This is a genomic window from Arthrobacter rhizosphaerae (assembly GCF_023062595.1).
Classification (GTDB): Bacteria; Actinomycetota; Actinomycetes; order Actinomycetales; family Micrococcaceae; genus Arthrobacter; species Arthrobacter rhizosphaerae.
In genome coordinates this window covers 347,014-366,051 of record NZ_JALLAN010000001.1, presented here as the reverse complement: position 1 = coordinate 366,051, position 19,038 = coordinate 347,014, and the positions used below count along the sequence as shown (strand labels likewise).

The window sequence follows — 19,038 nt, the reverse complement described above, 5'->3', positions numbered from 1 at the left end:
TGCGTCGGAGACGCCTCACCTGCTGACCATCCTCGAGGTCAAATAGCCCGTGTTTGGGCTGCCACCGGTCCAAGCGGCCTCCTTATCCTCCAAGAAGGACGATCATGCCTCCCATGAAAGAGTTGCCCACGTTTGTGCTGGCCCTTTCAAGGTCTTCCCGCTGTCCAAGGAACTCTTCGCTCCAATCGCGCTGACGTGTGTTCATCCCCTTATTCACCAAGCAAGTCTAGGCGCATAAGCCTTGCACACGTTCAAAAAAAGACACACCCCAACCTGACGTCGGGCACCACTCGGGTCCTGTCACGATAGAGTCCATTTCATTCTTTCCTGGCAAGGTCACGAGTGGGTCCTACAACTCAACCTGACACGTGGGGGCGAACGACCTTCTCCCCTTGGAGCGCACCGCCACCCTTGGACCACTTGCCCATTAACCCTGGCGCCGGGGCGCAGCCAGCTAACCGCCTGGCTCGCTCGGCGTCCTCGCGGTCGGTTCCCAACAGGTTGGCCACGATGTCTGCGGCGGTAGCGGCGTACATCCGAGCGATGTAGTCCTCCAGGTCTCAGCTAGGGCAGCCTCTGCCCTCACGGCGATGGTTCCCTGACCGGATCCTAACGGCCAAGCCATTCGGATCGAGCATGTCCTAGAGCCGAATGGGCTTGCATTAGGGTACGTCTCTCGCGGATGCCTCCGACCCGACCGGCGCAAACCACCTCCGCTAGGATTGGTGGCACCGTATCCCCCACGCCTCTCAACGAAGCGCATTGGGGGATTTTCGATGGTTAGAGGTCCTCGCAGGAGCCCTGAGTCTGGCCGGCCCGATGTCGTTGCTGAGCAGCTGTAAGTTCCGGGAACAGCATTCTGCGCTGACAGTGGGCTCCTCTCCCCCAGGTTCGACTCTCAATGGCCGCGGCGCGATGCCGGTCAGCAGAAGTTCGCGGCCGGATGAAGTCTCATCGGCGCATCGAGTACCTCAAAAGTGAACATTATGGGTCACAAACTATATGCCGGGGATGGGTAGCAGAAATTGCTTTGACCTGCGGGAATGCGTGAAATTACCCCGTTTTGAACCCATATAAAATTCCAGATTTTCTTGCCAGTGAATGTTAAAGACAGAGGTGGGTCGATCGGGCCCGTGTTTCCCCTATTCAGGCAAGGTTCTCGGCATTCAATCGGCCCCTGGCACGGCGATCAAGTCGACCGTGCCCAGCTTGACCGGAGGACGATAGCGACCTTGCTAGAGACCATCTGGGAGGAGCTTGATCGACGAACGTTTAAGAACGTGGTGGGTCGGCATGGGCCCGGTCGAATCGTGCTCGCTTGGCCAACCAGCGGCCGACTGACGGATTAGTAATCGGGCACATGCATCATCATCGCGTGGGACGCGGGCTCAAGTTCGGTCACGATAACCGGTGTCCGGCTGTTATAGCCTCGACCTGGTGATCCGCTGGATCCGGAGTCGTCGACCCTCTCCCCCGCGATGCATGGGCACAACCTGAGCACAGCCAGAGTCCGCACCAACTCTCAAGTTCGGGATTGGTGGCGAAAGTTCTGTCCGAGCAGCCGCTTTGCATAGGCATGGGGCGCGGCAGGGCGGCGACACCCATCCGCTAATTTTCGCCACTGAATGTTTTCAACGGAGTGGGTGCCACGCTAAGCACACCCTCAAGAACTGCCTAAGCAGATTCTCCCCTGCTTGCCGGGCTCCAGACGTTTTTTCGGCTCCGTCTCGTCGTTTGACTGGCTGTCAAAAAGAAATCCCATCAAAACAATCCGTACATCTTTCGCCACGCCCGGCTGCGTGACTCAAGCTGTGGATGAAGGTTGGCCAAAAGAATATTTCCTCCCCATCTACGTTCGAGTGTTTGCGCAGGTCAGCAGGCAGCAGTCTTCGAAAGATTTTCTATATCCACAGGCCCAGCAACAGTATGTGCACAGGTATCCCCAGTTAGTGCACAGGTTATTCACAGACTTGGGGCGCCGGGGGTGGGTTAATCCCGGATCTTCCGGCTACCGTCATGGTTATGGACTTCTTCGCATTCATTAACGGCTTCCTCGCCTGGAGCCAGACGCCCCTGGGCGCAAACATTGTCGGGCCGCTGGTGGTGGTCCTGGCCACCGCTACTGGTATCTTCCTCATCAAGTGCATCCGCTCCGTTCCGGACAGGTTTGACCGCTGGTTGAAGCGGAGGGTGGGGCTGATATGAAACCAGCCCACCGCTCGCGCCGTACGCTGGTTCGTCGTCCAGCAGTTTGAGCAGGGACTCCCGCAGGGCTTCCGTGCTGCCACCGGGAACTGCCTCCACCAGCTCGAACTCAAAGCCCGCCAGGGCAAAGAACAACATCCTCACCCTGTATAAGGCAGAAGGACGGCTTCCACCAAGGGCGCCTCAGCCCGGGAACGGGCGCTGGGCATCTGGCTCCACCGCCGCCGGCACGAAGCCGCGCAGGGGATCCTCTCCCCCTCCTACAAGGAAGCCCTCGACGATATCCCCGTATGGTACCACCCGTCCACCAAGAAGGCCGATGACGAAGCACGCTGGAAGCAGCGCCTGGCAGAGGTCGCCGACTACGAGGCGGAGGCAACGACTGGCCCCGGCACAACAAAACCGACATGGCGGAAGAACGCCTCCTGGACTAGGCGCCGGTCCAGCGCCGTGCGGTGCTGTTGAGCAGCCCGATCAGAATGCTGGTCCACCAGCATGCCTGCGAGATGCCCAACGCCATCAAAAGGCGGAGTTGCAACACCCGGCCGATTTCCCCGAACCGGGTGCCGGCCGGCAGTGCAAACAGCTGGTGCATGGCCGGGCCGATACTCAGACCATTGAGCATGAGAAGGAGGACACAGCCAAGTTTTACCGCCGTGACAGGGTTGCCCATGTTGGGGTGAACGAGGGCTCCGGAGGCCAAGAGCAGAGCGAGACCGCCCCAGATCAGTGGCTTTGCCGCGGCCTCAAGTCGTGTGGATTCGTGCAGATCCCGCCTGCCTAGGAGCCATAGCAGTCCAAGCCAGTCAACGGCCAGCACGGAGCCGAAGGACAGCACAAGGGCGAGGATATGCACGGCCAGCCCAATGCGGTGCACCTCGGGTCCCCAGTCCACGTTGTGCCCGACGAGCACCGAGGCAAGCCAGCCCGCCGTGCACAGCCCGCCCAGCAAGACCATCCGGCTTCTTTGCCGCCCCGAAGGCTTTCGGTGCCCGCCCGGTGCTACCGGCCCGGAAAGCGCGGCCGGGGCGTGGGTAGTCATACCGGATAAATCGACATGCGGCAGCATAGCGGTAGGCGGAGTTGTAGTCATGACTCTCCTTGAGACGAAATTACGCTATACCTTAGAAAAAAGTTTAGGGGTGCCTAAAAAGACTACAACCACGGTTCCTAACTGGGTAGTTATTTCCGCAACCCATTCCCGAGGTCCATCAACGATTTCGTTGCACTAGTGCCACGCCGGTCGCCCCAGCTGACCCTCGACGACTTCACCGACGCACGAGCATTCGTGCGAATCGAGCGCACCACCCGCGGCAACTTCCGACGCCTCGAGCGACTCATCCCGCAAATCGAACGCGTTCTGAAGATCAGGGACCTCAACGCCGCCGAGTATCGCGCCCCGACGGGCGTCATTCATCGGGCGTGGACGCCAGGCCGTCCAAGGCGCAAGATGAGGTGCATGACAACAACCGTCATGATCCTCGGCGCCGGCTTCGGAGGGTTGGAACTCGCGAGCACACTGTCGGAGCGCCTTGCCAGCGAGGTCGACGTCACCCTCGTCGACCAGCACGACGCCTTCGTGTTCGGCTTCTCCAAGCTGGAGGTCCTCTTCGGGCACCAGAACGCCGAACAAGTGCGGATCCCCTACCGCGAGATCAGCACTCCGGGCGTGGAATTCCGCCAGGAGCGGGTGCTCGCAATCGACCCGGGGACGCGGCACGTCGTCACCGATGCTGCGGTTTACGATCCCGACATCATCGTCCTCGCCCTCGGTGCCGACTACAACATCGCCGCGACACCCGGCTTCGCCGAAGGAGGGTTCGAGTACTACACGGTCGCAGGCGCCGAGCGGCTGCGCGACGAACTGGCGGCGTTCCGCGGCGGCCGGGTGATGCTTGCCGTGCTCTCCATCCCGTTCAAATGCCCGCCCGCGCCATACGAGGCGATCCTGCTGCTCCACGACCGGCTCGTCGCCCGCGGCATCCGCGAGGGCAGCAACCTTCACATGGTCAGTCCGCAGCCGTCGCCCATCCCGGTCTCACCCCAGACATCGGCCGCGCTGGAACGCGCGATGGCCGAGCGTGGGATCGCGTACACGAAACGCCACCGGATCCACGGGATCGACCCCGACGCGCAGGTCGCGCAGTTCAAGGACCACGACGAGCCGTACGACTTGTTCATCGGCATCCCGACCCACAAGGTGCCCGACGTGCTCGTCGAGGCGGGCCTGACGCAGGACGGCTGGGTCGCCGTCGACCCCGTGACGCTGGAGACGCCGTACGCCGGGGTGTACGCGATCGGCGACTGCGCCGAGACCGGGATCCCGAAGGCCGGCACCTTCGCCGAGAGCGCGGCCCACGTCGTCGCGGACGGCATCGTTCGCAGCATCCGAGGCGCCGGCGGACTTGCATCCGGGGGCACCGGGCTCTGCTATCTGGAGTTCGGCCACGGCGACGTCGGTCGCGTCGACGTCGACTTCCACGCTGACGGCGGGCCGACCGCGCCGCTCCTGGGGCCGTCGCCGGCGTACGCCGCTGAGAAGGCGAAGTTCGGCGCGGCGCGACGCGCCCGCTGGTTCGGGGCCTGAACGCGCCTCGCACGTTCGGGGTGTCGCAGGACCGGGGTGGCAGAGCCGGCGCGGCTACCGTGGAAGCATGCCCGGCCCCCGTCGCACCCGCGCCCCGGCCGTGGTGCGGCGGGTTTGGCTGCCTCAGTAAGTTCTGCCCACGCGCACCGCAGATCCTCCGGGAGTTCCGGCGACACGGGTGCATCCGGGACAGGGACGGCCGCCTGAACAGGACCCAAGGGTGCCGCAGTTGCGGCCTTTCACCGAAAAAGACTTCTAAGGCCCATTTCTGTTTCCCACTGACAGTTTGGGCGAATCCAGAGTATCAATGCCGCATCAAGGAGTCGGGGGCCCTCCCTTAAACGCTGTTCCCAAGAGTGCATCTGACAGACTGGCCCGCATGATCGAGATGCCGACGCCTGAACCGCCTGAGCTGGAGCCGGACAAGATCCGGGCCCTGTTCGACTACGCGGACAGGATGGCCGCGTTCATGGAGGCTGAGATGGAGCTGGCCCGTCACCTTGTCAGGGCAACTCCGGAGAACGACCTGCGCGACTGTGCGGCGCGATTTTCGGCCTCGTCGTCCTGAAGCTGCTGCTCGGCACCGTCCTGCTTGCCGGGCGCCGTCGCCCCGCACCCTGCCGGCCACAGCCGCTCACTGACCCAGGCGGGTCGGGTGGCAGTCTCCCGCGACCGGACCCGCCGTCTTCCGCCTGCCGATTTTCGCTAAAGGCTGAGATGATGGAACCGAACTGCCCCACTATCTGATCATCACCAACCCCGAAGACCTGGCCGGGGGCGCCCGTTCCTGCCGATGGGAGCACAGCGTGTCCAGACCCGGACTGCGAGCGGCGGCTGCGGTGGTCCTCGCACTCGTCGCGTCGTCTTGCGCAAGCAGCACCTCGAGCGAGGCGCCGGACTTTACCCCGCCTCCGAGGGCGAGCACTCCGACTCCGGAGAGCCCGAAACCCCAGCCGAGTCAGCCATCCAGCGCGCGAGAGCCGGGCACCATGATCACCACAGCCGCGAGCGACTTCGGCCAGATGCTCTTCGATGCCAAAAAGCAGGCCATCTATATCTGGGAGAGTGAGGAGAGCATCACGCCGGAGTGTTACGACGACTGCGCTGAAGCGTGGCCACCCGTGCTGACCGACGGAGCGCCGACCGCTAGCGGCGAGGTCGACTCAGCGCTGCTGGGGACGACGAAGCGGCGGGACGGCACGACCCAGGTCACCTACAACGGGCATCCGCTCTACTTCTACGCGCACGAGGGGCCTGGCGAGGTGAAGTGCCACAACGTCTCGACTCACGGGGGGCTCTGGTGGGTTGTAGATCCGGACGGGATCCGAGCCCCGTAGCTGCAGTGCATGCGGAGCCGAACCGGGCGGCGCATCCTGCAGCTACGTGGCGTGGGCTCACCATCCGGGGACTGGCTGCGCCTCGTGAAACTCGACGGTCCAGCCACCAGGGATGTTGAGGTGCGGGTCAGCTCACAGCGGCGAGTAGGTCGCCAAAGATCGTCGCCGCTTGGCGAGACGGTGACGGCTTGCGCTGCGTTTTACTCCCTGCGGACGCTGTCGCGAGCTCATCAGAGAAGTCGACCCAGCCCATCTCGACACCGAGATGATTCTTGGATCAGGTCAATCCGCATTGCTGCGAGAAAGGCTGCCAGCAAATGAATGGACAGAGCCGCTGACGTCTGACTGATGCGCACCGTAGACCGATCCCCTAGCGGACCGTGCCACAGATGGTTCCTCAAAAGGCCCGATGCTTACGGGCAGATCTGGAAGCACTACGATTAGGGGTGATCGGAAGGCCTGGGCAGAGAAGCTCCAACCGAACTTTTAGAGCCATCGTCCGGCGGAAAGGTCATCGGCCAACCGTGTCTGGAGTGTGGGAAACCTGGCCGTGCCAAGCCTTTGCCTTCATTACGGCACCGGACTAATAGCTGGCCTCGCGCGTACTCACCTCGACCTCTACGCAATGGACTGTGCGCTGCTGACCCTGCGAGATGGCATAGTTCCGGCAGCGACAGAACAACTCACCGAAGTTCGGGGTACTGGGCAGCGAACGGTCGGTGCATCTACCTATATCAACCTGGTGAATGCGCAATACGCACAGGACAGGATGGACGAGCCAGAACCTACCCTCTTCGACCCGTCGGAGCGGACGGAGCAATCTAGCGACCTCGCCCGAGCGGGCCAATCCTTGATCAATGCGCTTTTGAGTCCTTGGACGCTACGAGGGAGAGGCTGGTGATGCCGTACGTGTCTGTTGCCCGGCGTGCCCTGCCCGATAGGAACGTATAGGGATTCTTCTTCCGCTCCCTCAAGGTCAGCCCGCTGTCGGCGATCAGCTGTTCATAGACGCCCAGCTGCTCCGCCCCGCCAACACAGGCAGCCCATAACTCGGTATTACAAACGATCTCAGGCGTGAGCGCCCTGCCGCTGACAATGTCGGCAATGACCAGCCTCCCGCCACTGCGCAGCACGCGGGATGCCTCGCTGAACACTGCCGCCTTATCGGGAGACAGGTTGATCACCCCGTTGGAAATGACGCAGTCAAAACTTCCGTCCTCGAACGGCAACTCCTCAATATGACCTTCCCGGAACGCCACATTGGCAAACCCGCCGGTCCGCTGGAGCTCGCCGGCCTTGTGCAGCTGCTCGGGTGTCATGTCCAGACCGACGACCTCCCCGCCGCTTCCGACCGACACAGCAGCGGCGAAGCTATCCGTTCCTGAACCGCTTCCCAAATCCAGGACTCTTTCCCCCAGGGAGAGACGTGCCAGGTCAAAGAAATATCCCACACCGGCGAAGGACTCAACAGCGCCGGCAGGTATTGAATCGAGCAGTCGTGCCGGATAGCCCAGACGTTCGGCGAGGGGGCGGCCCACTTCGAAGTGATACTTGCCCTCCGGGGCCAGAGCCACCTGCCGGTAAACGTCCTTGACTTTGACTTCAAGGTCGACCCGGTCAAAAATGCCTGCCGGAATGCTCATGGCAGTTCCCGCCTTCACACTATTTCCAGCACGGTCTTCACCGCTACCGGATTGGCGAGGCAATCACGGACCGGAGAAGTGTCCTGGACATAGCGGCACAAATCCTGGAGCTGCGCTTCGCTGGCGTTGGGACTTGAAACCTTCGCCTTCGCCCGGATACCCGTGAAGCCGGCGCGTGGGCCCTGCAGTCCCAGGAAGGAACGCACATCCAGATCGCCCTCGACCTCGATCTCGAGGGAGGTGATATCGATACCCTGGGCCGCGGCGTTAGCTACATATCCCACGCCGTAGCAGAAGCCGAGTGCCTGCAACAGCAATTCGACTGCGTTCGGTCCGGCATTATTTCCCAGGAGCACGGGCGGTTCATCACCCTCAAGAGTGAAGGGAACAGACCGAGTGGTGTCCGGGGCCCCAGCATGGACAAATCCGAGGATTTGGCCGCTGTTGCGTGTGCCCTCGCGCCATGTGCTGCTCGCCTTGAATGTAAACCTGCCCAAGGATTCGTCAGTCTTGACCGCGCCGATGGTCTCCACCAGCTGCCTTACGTCTATGCCATTGCGGACGGTGTCCACGGCCTCCATTGCTGTTCGCCTCTTTTCTGTTCCGGCCAGAACGGATGCCCAAGCCGTATTCAAGTAGATAGTTGAATACTCGTCCCGACCGGCGTAGATTGTCAAGTAGTTACTTGAATAAATTTGAAGGGGTACTTGATGAGCAGGCATGAGACGAGCGGCCACGAAGCGAAGAGGGAACTGTTTGACGCTTTCGCCTCCGTCGCGAAGGTCCTCAGCAGCGGAAGGCGTGCGGAAATTGTGGACATCCTCGCTCAGGGGGAGCGCCCGGTTGATGATATTTCCCGCGAAATCGACCAGACGATCGCCAATACATCGCAGCACCTGCAGCAACTGCTGCGCGCGGGATTGGTAAAGTCCCGGCGTGACGGGACCAGGATCTACTACTCACTGAGCGGGACGGCCGTCTCGCGGCTGTGGGCTGCTGTTCGCGACGTGGCGGCCGAGCACGTTGCCAAGCTTGACGAGCTGGCTACGTCCTACCTGGGCGACCGCTCAGCCTTGACCACTATGACGCGCACCGAGGTGTATGAGCGGATAGGCAGTGGGGATCTTGTAGTCATTGATGTCCGGCCCGAAGCTGAGTTCCGGGCAGGCCACATTGCGGGCGCGACGTCTGTGACGCTCAAGGAACTGGAGAAGTGGCTGGACGAATTACCCAATGACCGCCTCATTGTGGCCTATTGCCGCGGACCGTACTGCGTCTTCGCGGACAATGCCGTCCGCACCCTGAGCCGCCATGGGTTCAAGGCCGCACGGCTGGAGGAAGGCTACCCCGAATGGAAAGAAGCAGGCCTCCCGGTCGAGGCCAAGACCGACTTGCCTGGGCATGATCGTGCTTCGTAAGCCATGGCCGAAAACTGTGCCCCGGCCTCCCGTCCAACTGCTCGCGCGGGAGGCCAGGCCTCTCGGGCTTGACGTCAGCCCGCCGGGTCTGAAGGTCAGGCAAGACCGCCAGAACCGATGTGATTCATGCAACAGACAGGGTCGCATTGAGTCGTTCCTAATGATGCGTCGCTACAAGCCAGTAGCACCGTATGGACAGTCCCTCATGCTGAGAGAGGCCTGAGAACGCCAGTCGCAAGTTCGGTTCAGCCCTTTACGGCACGCCGTCCCGGGCAGTACCGGACCTGCATTCCCGGAGCACCAATCGCGCTTCCGGAGGAACAGTTATTAACCGCTCCCTGTTGAGGAGAACTGAAATGCCTGCAGTAACTGTCACAACCCTTGAATCAAAGTCCTTCAACGAACCGGATGAAAAGCGCCGCCCGCCAAAGACAGAAGTCGACGTCGTCACCATTGGTGGCACCACGCTGGGTAGGTTCACCTTCGACCCCGGTTGGCGCTGGTCCGAGACGGTCAAGACCGTGGTCCACACCGACAGCTGCCAGAACAACCATCTGGGCTTCTGCACCGCCGGAACACTCACGGTTCAGTTGGACGACGGGACAAGCACCACAATCCACGCCGGCGACGCCTACGCCATCCCACCGGGCCACGACGCGTGGGTGGAAGACGACGAGACGTTCGTGGGGTACGAAATCATGAGCGCGGCCACGTACGCCAAACCCGCCTAGTACACAGTCGCGTTTGTTTTGGCTGCTGTCCTTTCTTGTAATGGTGCTGGCGGGCGTTGTGTTGGTGTTTTCGGCACCAGTGTGAGCGGGCCAGGACGTGCGCCGGCTCGGGAATGACTAGTAAGGACCCAACAGGCTGTCCGCGCAAGGTTAAACCGTTAGAGCGGCCCAGGCGACTCAGGGGAAGCAGCCCATGGGACCGCCCGCAGACGCTAAGTGATCTCATGACCGCCAGCGGGTGCTGGAAGCCAAACCCGTCGAGCAGGTGCAAATTTCGAATACCCTCAAAACGCGGGCCATGTTGCTCCTCAGGGACGCGGCCCGAGGGCGTAGGCCCGTCGCCCCCTGAATTTGTAAGGGCTGAAGGTGCCAGCCCTCCGCATGGCCGCCTCCCAACTCTAGTGTGGGCATCCGCAGTGCTGTACCGGAGGGGGTTATGTAGTTCTGAAATATGAGTACTGACTACTCGTGACGGAGTCGCTGGGGGGATGTTAACTGGGGTCACGGCATAGCCCCGCCAGCCGGTTCGGGTCGGAGGGGTATGCCCCTTCGCCGAGCGCTGGAGCAGCGTCTCCAGATAGGCAGGTGCCGGCCAAGCACCTCCCTGACGGGACGTCCGGCGCGCGACTGCTGGGGCCGGTGCTTTGTGAGAACGGCTCCTTGTTCACGTTTCTTTTTGATAGGAAGGAAAAGCAATGGCTTGGATCAGGACATCAGTCTTAGCTGGTGCCGTTTTATTCGCGGGAATACTGGGCTTTGCCCCGGCAGCCTCCGCCACCATCCACCCGATCGTGGAATCCGCCGACTGTGCCAACGTGACAGCCGACACCAATCATCCCCTCGGCGATGTAGCAGACCCAATCGGAGCCACACCCGGCGAAGGCAGCCATTCCGATCAGAGCAGCCTGCGGGCGATCATCGTGATCACGGATGGGTTCACCGATCCCAGCAGCCCGGCGTTGTTTGGACACAAACTCGATGGAAAGTGCGGAAAAGTCGGGCACTGATACAAAACGATGCGCCGACGAAAGGTGATCAACGTCAGAATAGCTTGATCCCTGCGTTTCAGTAGACAGAGGCCCATCAACCGTTTTGCGCGGTGGCCCGTCTCGAAAGAGGCGGGCCACCGCTTGCGGGTTGTGGGACAGCTCGCTTTCTCGAAATACGGGCCACATCATCTAGTTCCCCAACGCACACAGTTGGGTAAAGGCACGGTCATCTCCGCCGAGTCGCCGAGTTCCGGCACTGTCAATATGGGGAGGCGTCTACAAGCCGAACAGTTGGGCTGCCAGCGAATATACCCCCTCCGCTTCAGGGTCAGGCGTGTGTCCGTGCGGACCTGCGTGCTTGGAGCGAACCAGCTGCGACGGCAATGACCCGGCTGCAATACGCCGGGTATCAGAAGCGGAACGCATCATTCCTCCCCCTCGCTGACTCAGACCTGGCGGTCCGGGAGAAGTTCCCGGCCCGTTGCTGTGCTCATTCGTTGCCTGGCCACGGCCGGCCACGCCTGGACAGCGCAGAAGGGAGCGCACTGGTGATCGCCGGCGTCGCTCTTTGTGCCCACATGAACACAGCATTGCGTGAGCCGTTCCTCGATCATGGTGGACATGTCCATAAAGGGTTTGACCATGATGCGGGTGATCCGTTCGGCGAGGAGCCGGCGCAGCCGCTGTTGCTGCTCTGGAAGCTTGCCTGCTGCCTGTGTCGTTAGTGTGCCGATGCCGAGGTCGCACTGGGTGCAGATGTTCTTCCAAAGGTCCATGGACCGCGGGTGGGACAGGGAGGACTGCTCGCTCAGCAGACCACCAAGACCTGCTCTGCACGCGGCATCGGGACGAGGTAGCCGGTCGCGGCCGCCAGCAGCTTCCCCGCCCGGCCCCTGAGCACCAACCAGCACAACACCAGAGACGGTTGGAGATCCGCCGGATAGACAGGCTTCCGTCCCGGCCGCGCCGCCCGTGGTCGAGGCGGCTTTAGAGCCTGGCGCAGCGCGGCCGGGCATAGTCCCGGTGCCAGCCTGTCAGCCACCAGCCCGGCGAGGATCTGGCCCTTTACGCGCCGGTCCGCCGCGCGGTACCGCAACGCCAGATGCTTCGTCACTGCCTTGCGCTCACCCATCGTCAGTCCAATCCACAACAATCACGAAGCAATCAAAGCCCCGACAACCCTGCGCATCCGGAAGTTTTCCAGTGAGGCAACGTTTCGGCCGCCGCGGAGGTTTTTTATGAGTCAATTCGCTATGTAGACACAGTTCGTGAACGGTGCCACGATGGCCTATTACAGGGCTTGGCGCGCCGCGCCGGCGTGAAGCGAGGCTGGAGGAACCAATGTCGGGGTCCGATCTCGATCTTGTGGTGGAGCAGTATCATCGAGCGCTCGATGCTTTCGTGCGGGGAGACTCGGGGCTGCAGAAGAAGATGTTTTCGGAGCGGGAGGATGTCTCGCTAGCAAATCCGCTCGGCCCGCCGGTCCGGGGCCGGAGTGCAGTTGAGCAGACGATGGATCGGGCGGTTTCTCAACTGAGGGAAGGCAAGCCCACGACCTTCGAACGAATCTCGGACTATACCGGGACGGAACTCGCATACATTGTCGAAATTGAACGGGCTCAGGCCAAGGTTGGCGGAGCCGATGAACTTTCCCGGATCTCTCTTCGGGTGACGACGATTTTCCGATTGGAAGACGGTGACTGGAAGGTTATCCATCGTCACGCAGATCCGATCACGTCCCCGCGCCCGATCGAGTCCGTCGTCGAGGGTTAGGTCCGGGCGCCGCAGGACGTCTCTTCATGCGGCCGGTGCTCCGGAAATAGGGTACTGGCGATATAGCGTGAGGGGCGTACGCGGAGTTCTGCGGCAAGTTCGGCCAGCTGCCCGCCCGGCCCACCACTGCGTCTCACTTCAATGCGCGACTGCGTTCGTGCGGCAGAAACGCCCGCACGACGGCATCAATGGGCGCGAACACTTCCGCATCCGGATCTACCGCCACACGCTGGATGATCATGCCCTCGCCGACTGCGGTGATGGCAGTCGCCGCTGCCACCGGATCAGGCGCTCCGAGCCGCGTCATCGCGGTTTCGACAAAGGCACGGAAGTACACTCGGCCGGCGAGCAGCGGGCTGCGGACTTCTTCGTTGTGCGTGCCTTCGAGGAAAAGCACATACCGGGCAATCGTCCGGGTCCGGGAAGCGGTGGTGGTGGTCTCGACCGTGTGCGCCAGCAGAGCGACGAAGGCAGCGACATTGGCCGGCGGGTGTGGTGGACTACCGAGCGCGGCCAGATCCTGCTCCGCCAGCCACTCGACCACACCGGTCAGGAGCGCGGCACGAGTCCGAAAATAGTTCGACGTCGAGCCCCTGGGTACCCCGGCCGCCTCATCAACCCTAATATGCGTAAGTGCCTTCAGACCTTGCGTGCCAAGCAGCTCTACGGCAGCCTCCATAACACGTTCACGAGTGGACATAGTCCATACTACAAACATAGTGACAATGCACTATAGAAGTAGTATCTTGTGTCCATGACAGGAACAGCTGTCACCCCAACCGGCTATGGTGCCACGTCCCGGAATTGCGCGCAGACATTCCCGAGGGCGCATTCGCGCGACGCCGTCCGGCAAGGAGCATGGCCATGAACCCGTTGAGCCAGATCATCGCCGGACTCTACGCTGTAATCCTCATCGCCGTCTTTGTCATGGAGGCGTTCTTCGTCCACCGCCAAGAGCTCTCCAAATTCACGCTCATCAAACCCAAGGACATGAGTCCGTTGGTGCAGGTGGCCGCCATCAACATTGGCTTCTACAACCTCACCTACGCCCTGGGGCTGATCATTGGCCTGGTGCTGCTGGGCACCGAATGGGTCGAAGCTGGTCGAGCGCTCGTGTTGTTCAGTTGCGCCGCCCACGTCCTTCTCGGCATAGTGCTCTACGCCTCCGAACGACGCCTGTGGATAGGCGCCCTGATACAAGCCGTTCCACCCCTGATCGTGCTGGCGGCTTACTGGCTGTGGGGATAATCGGTTTGATTCACGCCCACGTCACGGAGAAGTGATCGTTGCGCCAGTAACGATAAGAATGCCTTCCTTTTAGGGCACGGTCTTGCACTGAATCGGGGGAATATGAGCACTAACGGGGGGGCTCCTCTCCCCCCCGTTACCAAGATGCGACCCTTAGGCGTGTGCCCGACGCTGGTCAATTCAAGTTCGCGGCCGGTTGAAGACTCATCGGCGCATCGAGTACCTTAAAAGTGAACTTATGGGTCACAAACTATTTGCCTGGTATGGGTAGCAGAAATGGATTTGACCTGCGGGAATGAGCGAAAATACCCGATTATTGACCCATATAAAATTGCAAATCTTCTTGCCGATGAAAGTTAACTTAGGGGGTGGGTCTGCTTGGAACAGCGTTTTCGCTGCTCAACGGCGTCTTCGTGCTATTCGATGATCGAATTGGCGTGACGACCACGCCCATCTTCCGGTCGTGAGTGGACGGCGATCAGGTCCCCGCGGAGCCCATCAAATGGGAGATCAACTGACGAACGTTGAAGTGGGAGATGGGTGGATTAGGCCCCGGCACGGACGCCAGATGCTCTCGTGTCATGAACTCGCTTTCGAGGAGACCTCGCAAGGCAGCGAACCCTCCAGGCGCAGACCGAACGTGAATGACCTCGCACCTGTTGGTTGAGAAAACTGGAGATCTCCGGCCTTGCCGGACGTCCGAGCCCACCTTCGTTGCCAATTGCGTATGACACGACTACACTCACTGTCATACACATCTATTGGAGGACGTTATGGCAGTTCTAAACATACGGGTCGAGGACCGAATCCGTGATCAGCTCAAGGAGATGGCGGACGACGAGGGTGTGACTCTCAGCGAATTCATTCGCAACCTGGTCATGGAGGCCGTAGTTCCCGTGTTCGAGCGGGAGGTGAAGCATGGCGACGAGCCGCCGCAGGAGAGCTTGCGGATCATCGACCGTCAGGTCCTCTCCCTGCTGCACCGGATCCTGGGTCGCGTGCTGCCGGAGGATGCCAACGACGTCGACGGTGACCTCGAGTACCAGCTCATGCGTGCGCAGATCCTGGAGGCTGGTTACACGGGCGAGTATTGGTTCGAGACTGCCGGTTTCCAGACGGAGCTCTCGAAGCGCGACTGCGGTCGGGTCGCGGATATCCTCGACATGTTTCGCGTCATCACCTACAGCCTCGAACGCCTCGACGGAGAGGGGTCGGGGGTCGACGAGAAACTGAAGTTCCGGCTCGAGTTCATGGGGTTCGATCATAACGATGCCCTCGAGGGCCACATGGCCAGCTACGTAGACTTCCTGATGCGAGACGACCGCTGGACGGAGCTGAAGCCTCAGCTTGAGCGGCACGACAACGGCAACTCGCATCATCGGGTGCTCGACGTCTACCTGCGGATGCTGGCCGAGTACCGCCGGATCATGGACAGCCGCGGACGCGGACTCAGTCGAACGGACTACTACCTCTCCCCCGAGGAGCTGCGGCAGATCGCCGAGGCGAGCGTCCATCCCTCGAACCGGAAGCACGACTAACCCATGGTGCGATCCCGAGTGGCACTACCGCAGGGCGAGTACCTCCCGTGAGGCAGTGAGTTCACGTAAACCGGGGCTTCGATGGAGTGGATGAACATCGGCTCTCTCCGCTGCCTCGGGAACCGCCTGCCCAAGCGCCTCGTCGAGGCATATTTTTCCTAGTATTTGCGCTAGACTGTAACGAGATCGGTGACACCAGCTTGGAAGTAAGGTTCGAAGACAAGAAGCTCGAAAAGCTGTGTATGGACGAACGGGAGATGCGGAAGAAGCGCGCTGACATCGCCGACCGGCTCCGCCTGCGGATCAACGCACTCAAGACCGCGCAGACAGTCGGAGAGCTTTCCACACACGACCCATTGGGAGGCTGGCATTCACTCAGCGCCAATCTCGACGGCCTGTGGTCGGGAAAGCTCAGCGCCAACTACCGGCTGCTGGTCCGACCGGATGACTCCGCGGAGCCGCGGGACGCCGTGACCGTCACCGTGATTGAGATCTCCAACCACTACGACCGCTGAGAGAGGAGAAGCCATGACCGGGACCAACTACGCCGTTGCTCCAGGCGAGTACCTGGAGGAATGGATCGACGAACACGGCTTGTCCCAGCAGCGCGTTGCCGAGCTTCTGGGGTGCAGCCGCAAGCAAGTCAACGAGATCGTCAACGGGCGCGCGCCGATCACCGCCGACACGGCGACGCGCCTCGAGCGCGTCACTGGTATCCCAGCCGACTCGTGGCTCCGTTTCGAGGCTGCCTACCGTGCAGACCGGGCGCGGATCGCTGATGAGGAGAACCTCGCGGTGCACGTCGAGGAGATCGATCCGAACGCAGTAACCTACCTCCGCAGCATCGGCGCGACGCAGGCGACCAAGCGGTCTCCCGGCAAGCTCGTCTCCGACTTTCTAGCCTTCCATCGCTGCGGGACCTGGGAGGCGTATACGCACCTGCACGAGGTAACATCGACCGGTGACTATGCTCTGGCCGCGCTGAAGGATTCAGGCTCGTCCATCGATCGGACTTTGCTGACGACCTGGCTGCGCGCCGCGGAACTCGATCAGATTTTCGAACGGGGCCGGAGCTACGACTACCGCCCGGAGAACCTCCAGGCTGCCCTTCCCGAGCTGCGTACGCGAGCCGCGACCCCTGACACGACGATGCTCCGGGACGTGGCGAGCATGCTCGCCGATGTAGGCGTGGTCTTCATGGTGGTCGAACCACCCAAGAAGTTCCCACTCCTCGGCGTGACGCGTTGGATCGACAAGCGCGTGCCTGTGATCCAGCAGACGGGTCGCTGGGGCAAGGACGGCTTCGTCATCTGGACGCTCTTCCATGAGCTCGGCCACGTCCTCAATGATCCTCGCGGTGAGATGCACCTCGAATACAGCACCGAGAAGAAGCGCAGCAGCGCCGCGGAGAAGGCCGCTAACAAGTTCGCCTTGGACACGCTATTCGGCGATGCGGGACTCTCGGAGCTCTCGGGTCTGTCCTATGACCGTGAAATCGAGGATGCCGCGAAGCGGGTCGGCATCTCCCCCGGAGTCGCAGTCCACCAGATGCACCGGCGGAGAATGCTCAGCTACAAGTACGGCAACAGGCTCTGCGTTGACCTCGCGGACACTTTCACCGTATAGGAGAGCCGTTCGCCTAGTTCGGCATTCACTACCGCCATGCGCGAGGTGATCCCAGGTCGTCAAGTCGGCAATCCCATACCTAGGCGAGATGATCGGCACGTAAGCGAAGTGCCGTGTTGCCCAGTTTCGCGAAGGAGGTTCGACCATGACGACGGTCGAGGGAGCATTCAAACGAGGCAGAATCTACGCCGAACGCCACATGGCCGCATGCGAGCATGCAGGCCTCCGGTGGAATGAGACGTCGATCACAGAAATCGTGATGTCTCAGGCCGCACTCGCCGCCACCGTCGTACCGTTCACTCAGCCGGCCGAAGCTCTTAGTGGTGCCGATTGGGTCTGGTGGTGGATCGACGCCACGGGCGGGTACGGAATGCTCGTCCAGGCGAAACGCTTGACGGTGACAGGAAATGGGTGGAGCTTCGGCTTCGATTACCAATCGAAAAGCGCACCGCATCAGCAACGCGAAATGCTCTTTTCCACTGCAAAGACCCTTGACCTATTGCCGGTCTATGCCCTCTATCTGGGAACGGGAGATTACCGCGGGTGGGAATCGTGCTCTGAGAGTCATCAGAGCGAAGGCTGCCTTCACTGCATCAAGCGATCAGTTTCCTTAATACCGGCGCTCCTCGCTGAGCAGCTCATTGTGGATGATGCCGCTTCGACATACGAGCGCTCAATAGCGATCGAGGATCTGTGGGATCCACCGAGGTCAGAGTCACTGTTGATCCCGGCACTCAGGCCGCAACTTGCGCCTGAACTCGCGGAGTTTCTAAAACATGAGCAACATGGAACTCGAGCAGTCACCCGCCAAATGATAGACAGAGTGCTGCGAGCACGGGCCGGCGCGTTTGGAGCCACTCCGACAATCGCGGCAAACCTTTCTCGCTCGGGCAACCACGACATGCTCGGCCCCATCTTCAACGATGTCCCCGCCGATGCCGGGCACTGGGGACTCAACTATTTCGATCACATGCTCGCCCCGCTCAGGCACGCACCACCTGCATACGTACTTGAGATCATGTCCGGCGGCTTTGATGTCGAGCGACTGGCCTCGGAAATGCCCGACAACGTGGCCGGTATTGCCATCGTGCGCGTGCCACAACAACGGATGAATGAAGAGTAACCAGCCGCACGCCTTGTGGACTTCGAAGCCCCGGATTGGTACTCCGGTACGTACTCGTGCGGACATGGTGGTGTCCCGAAGTGAACGGTCAATTGCTTTCGTTCAAAATCTCCGCGAGTGCCGGGCCTCATTGTGGGTGACTGTGCTCATAGCTGGAAAAATGCTCTCAACTCGCTATCGAAGTCACCCTCGGGGTCGAGAAGCTGCGCCGCACGCAGACTCCTCTGATCGATCGTTGCCATATCTTGATCATGAGACGCCTCTCGAGCAGGGTTACGAGATCGACTTTGTTTCATTTCCCTCCATATTGGTGGATCTTCCCGCAAACTGCGCCGCACCACGTCCTCTCGGAGTCTGCGTGCAGCCTCTTTTTCGCCAATCTCCCTAAAGTATTTGAACGCATAATCTAGATGGGCTTCCACTCCTTCCCAACGTTTGGGGTCAACTCCAGGAAAATCGCTCATTTGAAAAACCGAAAGCACCGCAAAGAGAAGCAGCTCTGCGTCCGTCGCTGTTGGTGAGGTGGCTCGTGAGCCAATGTTCCCCATCATGAAATAACCACCGTAGGAATAGTCGGAATCGTCCAATGCGTGGTCGAGCAAACCCCTAGACTCCCCGCCCCCCGCAATGAGGACAGCAGCCCAATCGGTTACGAAGGGCAAAATGTCGCTGCCGGCGATTACATATGCGTCATTGTCGTTCATGAGGTTGATGATGACATACAGATCACACAGGCCCCACGATTGCTTCCGAGGTAAATAGTGTTCGTGGTTCAATCGGGCAGTGCAATGATCGCGCGCATGTTGTGCGGTCAATGAGC

Annotated in this window: 21 protein-coding genes and 1 pseudogene; 14 read left to right on the top strand and 8 right to left on the bottom strand. The window is 61.0% G+C overall.

From position 1 onward, the window contains the following. Positions 1-82: 82 nt before the first annotated feature. Positions 83-217, bottom strand: coding sequence for a hypothetical protein (locus MU551_RS23250; protein ID WP_281506802.1), 135 nt, complete (start codon positions 215-217; stop codon positions 83-85). A gap of 1,805 nt (positions 218-2,022) precedes the next feature. Here MU551_RS23250 and MU551_RS01835 point away from each other — a divergent pair. After that, the gene (locus MU551_RS01835; RefSeq protein ID WP_247040426.1) at positions 2,023-2,205 is read left to right on the top strand and encodes a hypothetical protein; all 183 of its coding nucleotides are present in this window, start codon (positions 2,023-2,025) and stop codon (positions 2,203-2,205) included. Between the two features lie 430 nt (positions 2,206-2,635). Here the strand turns inward: MU551_RS01835 and MU551_RS01830 are convergent, their stop codons facing one another. Further along, entirely contained in the window at positions 2,636-3,298 is a 663-nt protein-coding gene (locus MU551_RS01830; protein ID WP_247040425.1) for a hypothetical protein, read from the bottom strand. 159 nt (positions 3,299-3,457) lie between these two features. On the opposite strand from MU551_RS01830, the pseudogene MU551_RS01825 reads away from it, so the two are divergent. The 4 genes and pseudogenes from MU551_RS01825 to MU551_RS01810 form a co-directional block, all read left to right on the top strand. Continuing rightward, positions 3,458-3,583: pseudogene (locus MU551_RS01825) on the top strand (AAA family ATPase); the annotation flags it as partial. A gap of 81 nt (positions 3,584-3,664) precedes the next feature. Continuing rightward, positions 3,665-4,792 carry an NAD(P)/FAD-dependent oxidoreductase gene (locus tag MU551_RS01820; RefSeq protein WP_247040581.1) on the top strand — a complete coding sequence of 376 codons (1,128 nt, stop codon included), beginning with the start codon at positions 3,665-3,667 and terminating at the stop codon, positions 4,790-4,792. Positions 4,793-5,171: 379 nt separating this feature from the next. Then, positions 5,172-5,360, top strand: coding sequence for a hypothetical protein (locus MU551_RS01815; protein ID WP_247040424.1), 189 nt, complete (start codon positions 5,172-5,174; stop codon positions 5,358-5,360). 421 nt (positions 5,361-5,781) lie between these two features. Beyond that, positions 5,782-6,129 carry a COG4315 family predicted lipoprotein gene (locus MU551_RS01810; protein ID WP_247040423.1) on the top strand — a complete coding sequence of 116 codons (348 nt, stop codon included), beginning with the start codon at positions 5,782-5,784 and terminating at the stop codon, positions 6,127-6,129. A gap of 854 nt (positions 6,130-6,983) precedes the next feature. On the opposite strand, the gene MU551_RS01805 is transcribed toward MU551_RS01810, so the two are convergent. After that, on the bottom strand, positions 6,984-7,772 hold the full coding sequence (locus MU551_RS01805; RefSeq protein WP_247040422.1) for a methyltransferase domain-containing protein: 789 nt from the start codon (positions 7,770-7,772) through the stop codon (positions 6,984-6,986). Positions 7,773-7,786: 14 nt separating this feature from the next. Beyond that, positions 7,787-8,353: an OsmC family protein gene (locus MU551_RS01800; protein WP_247040421.1), complete on the bottom strand. Its 567-nt coding sequence runs from the start codon at positions 8,351-8,353 to the stop codon at positions 7,787-7,789. Positions 8,354-8,482: 129 nt separating this feature from the next. Between MU551_RS01800 and MU551_RS01795 the strand changes: the two genes are divergently transcribed. The 3 genes from MU551_RS01795 to MU551_RS01785 all read left to right on the top strand — a co-directional run bounded on the left by MU551_RS01795 (position 8,483) and on the right by MU551_RS01785 (position 10,928). Further along, a complete protein-coding gene (locus MU551_RS01795) occupies positions 8,483-9,190 on the top strand; it encodes an ArsR/SmtB family transcription factor (RefSeq protein WP_247040420.1) in 708 nt (235 codons plus the stop codon). A 356-nt stretch (positions 9,191-9,546) separates the two neighbouring features. Then, positions 9,547-9,921 carry a cupin domain-containing protein gene (locus tag MU551_RS01790; RefSeq protein ID WP_247040419.1) on the top strand — a complete coding sequence of 125 codons (375 nt, stop codon included), beginning with the start codon at positions 9,547-9,549 and terminating at the stop codon, positions 9,919-9,921. Between the two features lie 695 nt (positions 9,922-10,616). Beyond that, positions 10,617-10,928, top strand: coding sequence for a hypothetical protein (locus MU551_RS01785; protein WP_247040418.1), 312 nt, complete (start codon positions 10,617-10,619; stop codon positions 10,926-10,928). A 428-nt stretch (positions 10,929-11,356) separates the two neighbouring features. Here MU551_RS01785 and MU551_RS01780 read toward each other — a convergent pair whose 3' ends face one another. Next, positions 11,357-11,686 carry a hypothetical protein gene (locus MU551_RS01780; RefSeq protein ID WP_247040417.1) on the bottom strand — a complete coding sequence of 110 codons (330 nt, stop codon included), beginning with the start codon at positions 11,684-11,686 and terminating at the stop codon, positions 11,357-11,359. 32 nt (positions 11,687-11,718) lie between these two features. Next, the gene (locus tag MU551_RS01775; RefSeq protein ID WP_247040416.1) at positions 11,719-12,042 is read right to left on the bottom strand and encodes a hypothetical protein; all 324 of its coding nucleotides are present in this window, start codon (positions 12,040-12,042) and stop codon (positions 11,719-11,721) included. Positions 12,043-12,251: 209 nt separating this feature from the next. Here MU551_RS01775 and MU551_RS01770 point away from each other — a divergent pair, with 209 nt between their 5' ends. Then, entirely contained in the window at positions 12,252-12,683 is a 432-nt protein-coding gene (locus MU551_RS01770; RefSeq protein WP_247040415.1) for a YybH family protein, read from the top strand. 133 nt (positions 12,684-12,816) lie between these two features. Here MU551_RS01770 and MU551_RS01765 read toward each other — a convergent pair whose 3' ends face one another. Next, complete coding sequence (locus tag MU551_RS01765; RefSeq protein WP_247040414.1) at positions 12,817-13,383, bottom strand: TetR/AcrR family transcriptional regulator; 567 nt, start codon at positions 13,381-13,383, stop codon at positions 12,817-12,819. Positions 13,384-13,547: 164 nt separating this feature from the next. Between MU551_RS01765 and MU551_RS01760 the strand changes: the two genes are divergently transcribed. The 5 genes from MU551_RS01760 to MU551_RS01740 all read left to right on the top strand — a co-directional run bounded on the left by MU551_RS01760 (position 13,548) and on the right by MU551_RS01740 (position 18,218). Beyond that, complete coding sequence (locus tag MU551_RS01760; RefSeq protein ID WP_247040413.1) at positions 13,548-13,931, top strand: DUF1304 family protein; 384 nt, start codon at positions 13,548-13,550, stop codon at positions 13,929-13,931. Between the two features lie 773 nt (positions 13,932-14,704). Further along, positions 14,705-15,469 (top strand): YfbU family protein, encoded by a 765-nt coding sequence (locus MU551_RS01755; protein ID WP_247040412.1) that lies wholly within the window; start codon positions 14,705-14,707, stop codon positions 15,467-15,469. Positions 15,470-15,555: 86 nt separating this feature from the next. Next, positions 15,556-15,984: a type II toxin-antitoxin system RelE/ParE family toxin gene (locus MU551_RS01750; RefSeq protein WP_308198280.1), complete on the top strand. Its 429-nt coding sequence runs from the start codon at positions 15,556-15,558 to the stop codon at positions 15,982-15,984. A gap of 13 nt (positions 15,985-15,997) precedes the next feature. Then, on the top strand, positions 15,998-17,095 hold the full coding sequence (locus MU551_RS01745; protein WP_247040410.1) for a HigA family addiction module antitoxin: 1,098 nt from the start codon (positions 15,998-16,000) through the stop codon (positions 17,093-17,095). 145 nt (positions 17,096-17,240) lie between these two features. Beyond that, entirely contained in the window at positions 17,241-18,218 is a 978-nt protein-coding gene (locus tag MU551_RS01740; RefSeq protein WP_247040409.1) for a DUF6615 family protein, read from the top strand. A gap of 146 nt (positions 18,219-18,364) precedes the next feature. Here MU551_RS01740 and MU551_RS01735 read toward each other — a convergent pair whose 3' ends face one another. Further along, the gene (locus MU551_RS01735; RefSeq protein WP_247040408.1) at positions 18,365-18,994 is read right to left on the bottom strand and encodes a hypothetical protein; all 630 of its coding nucleotides are present in this window, start codon (positions 18,992-18,994) and stop codon (positions 18,365-18,367) included. Positions 18,995-19,038 lie beyond the last annotated feature (44 nt).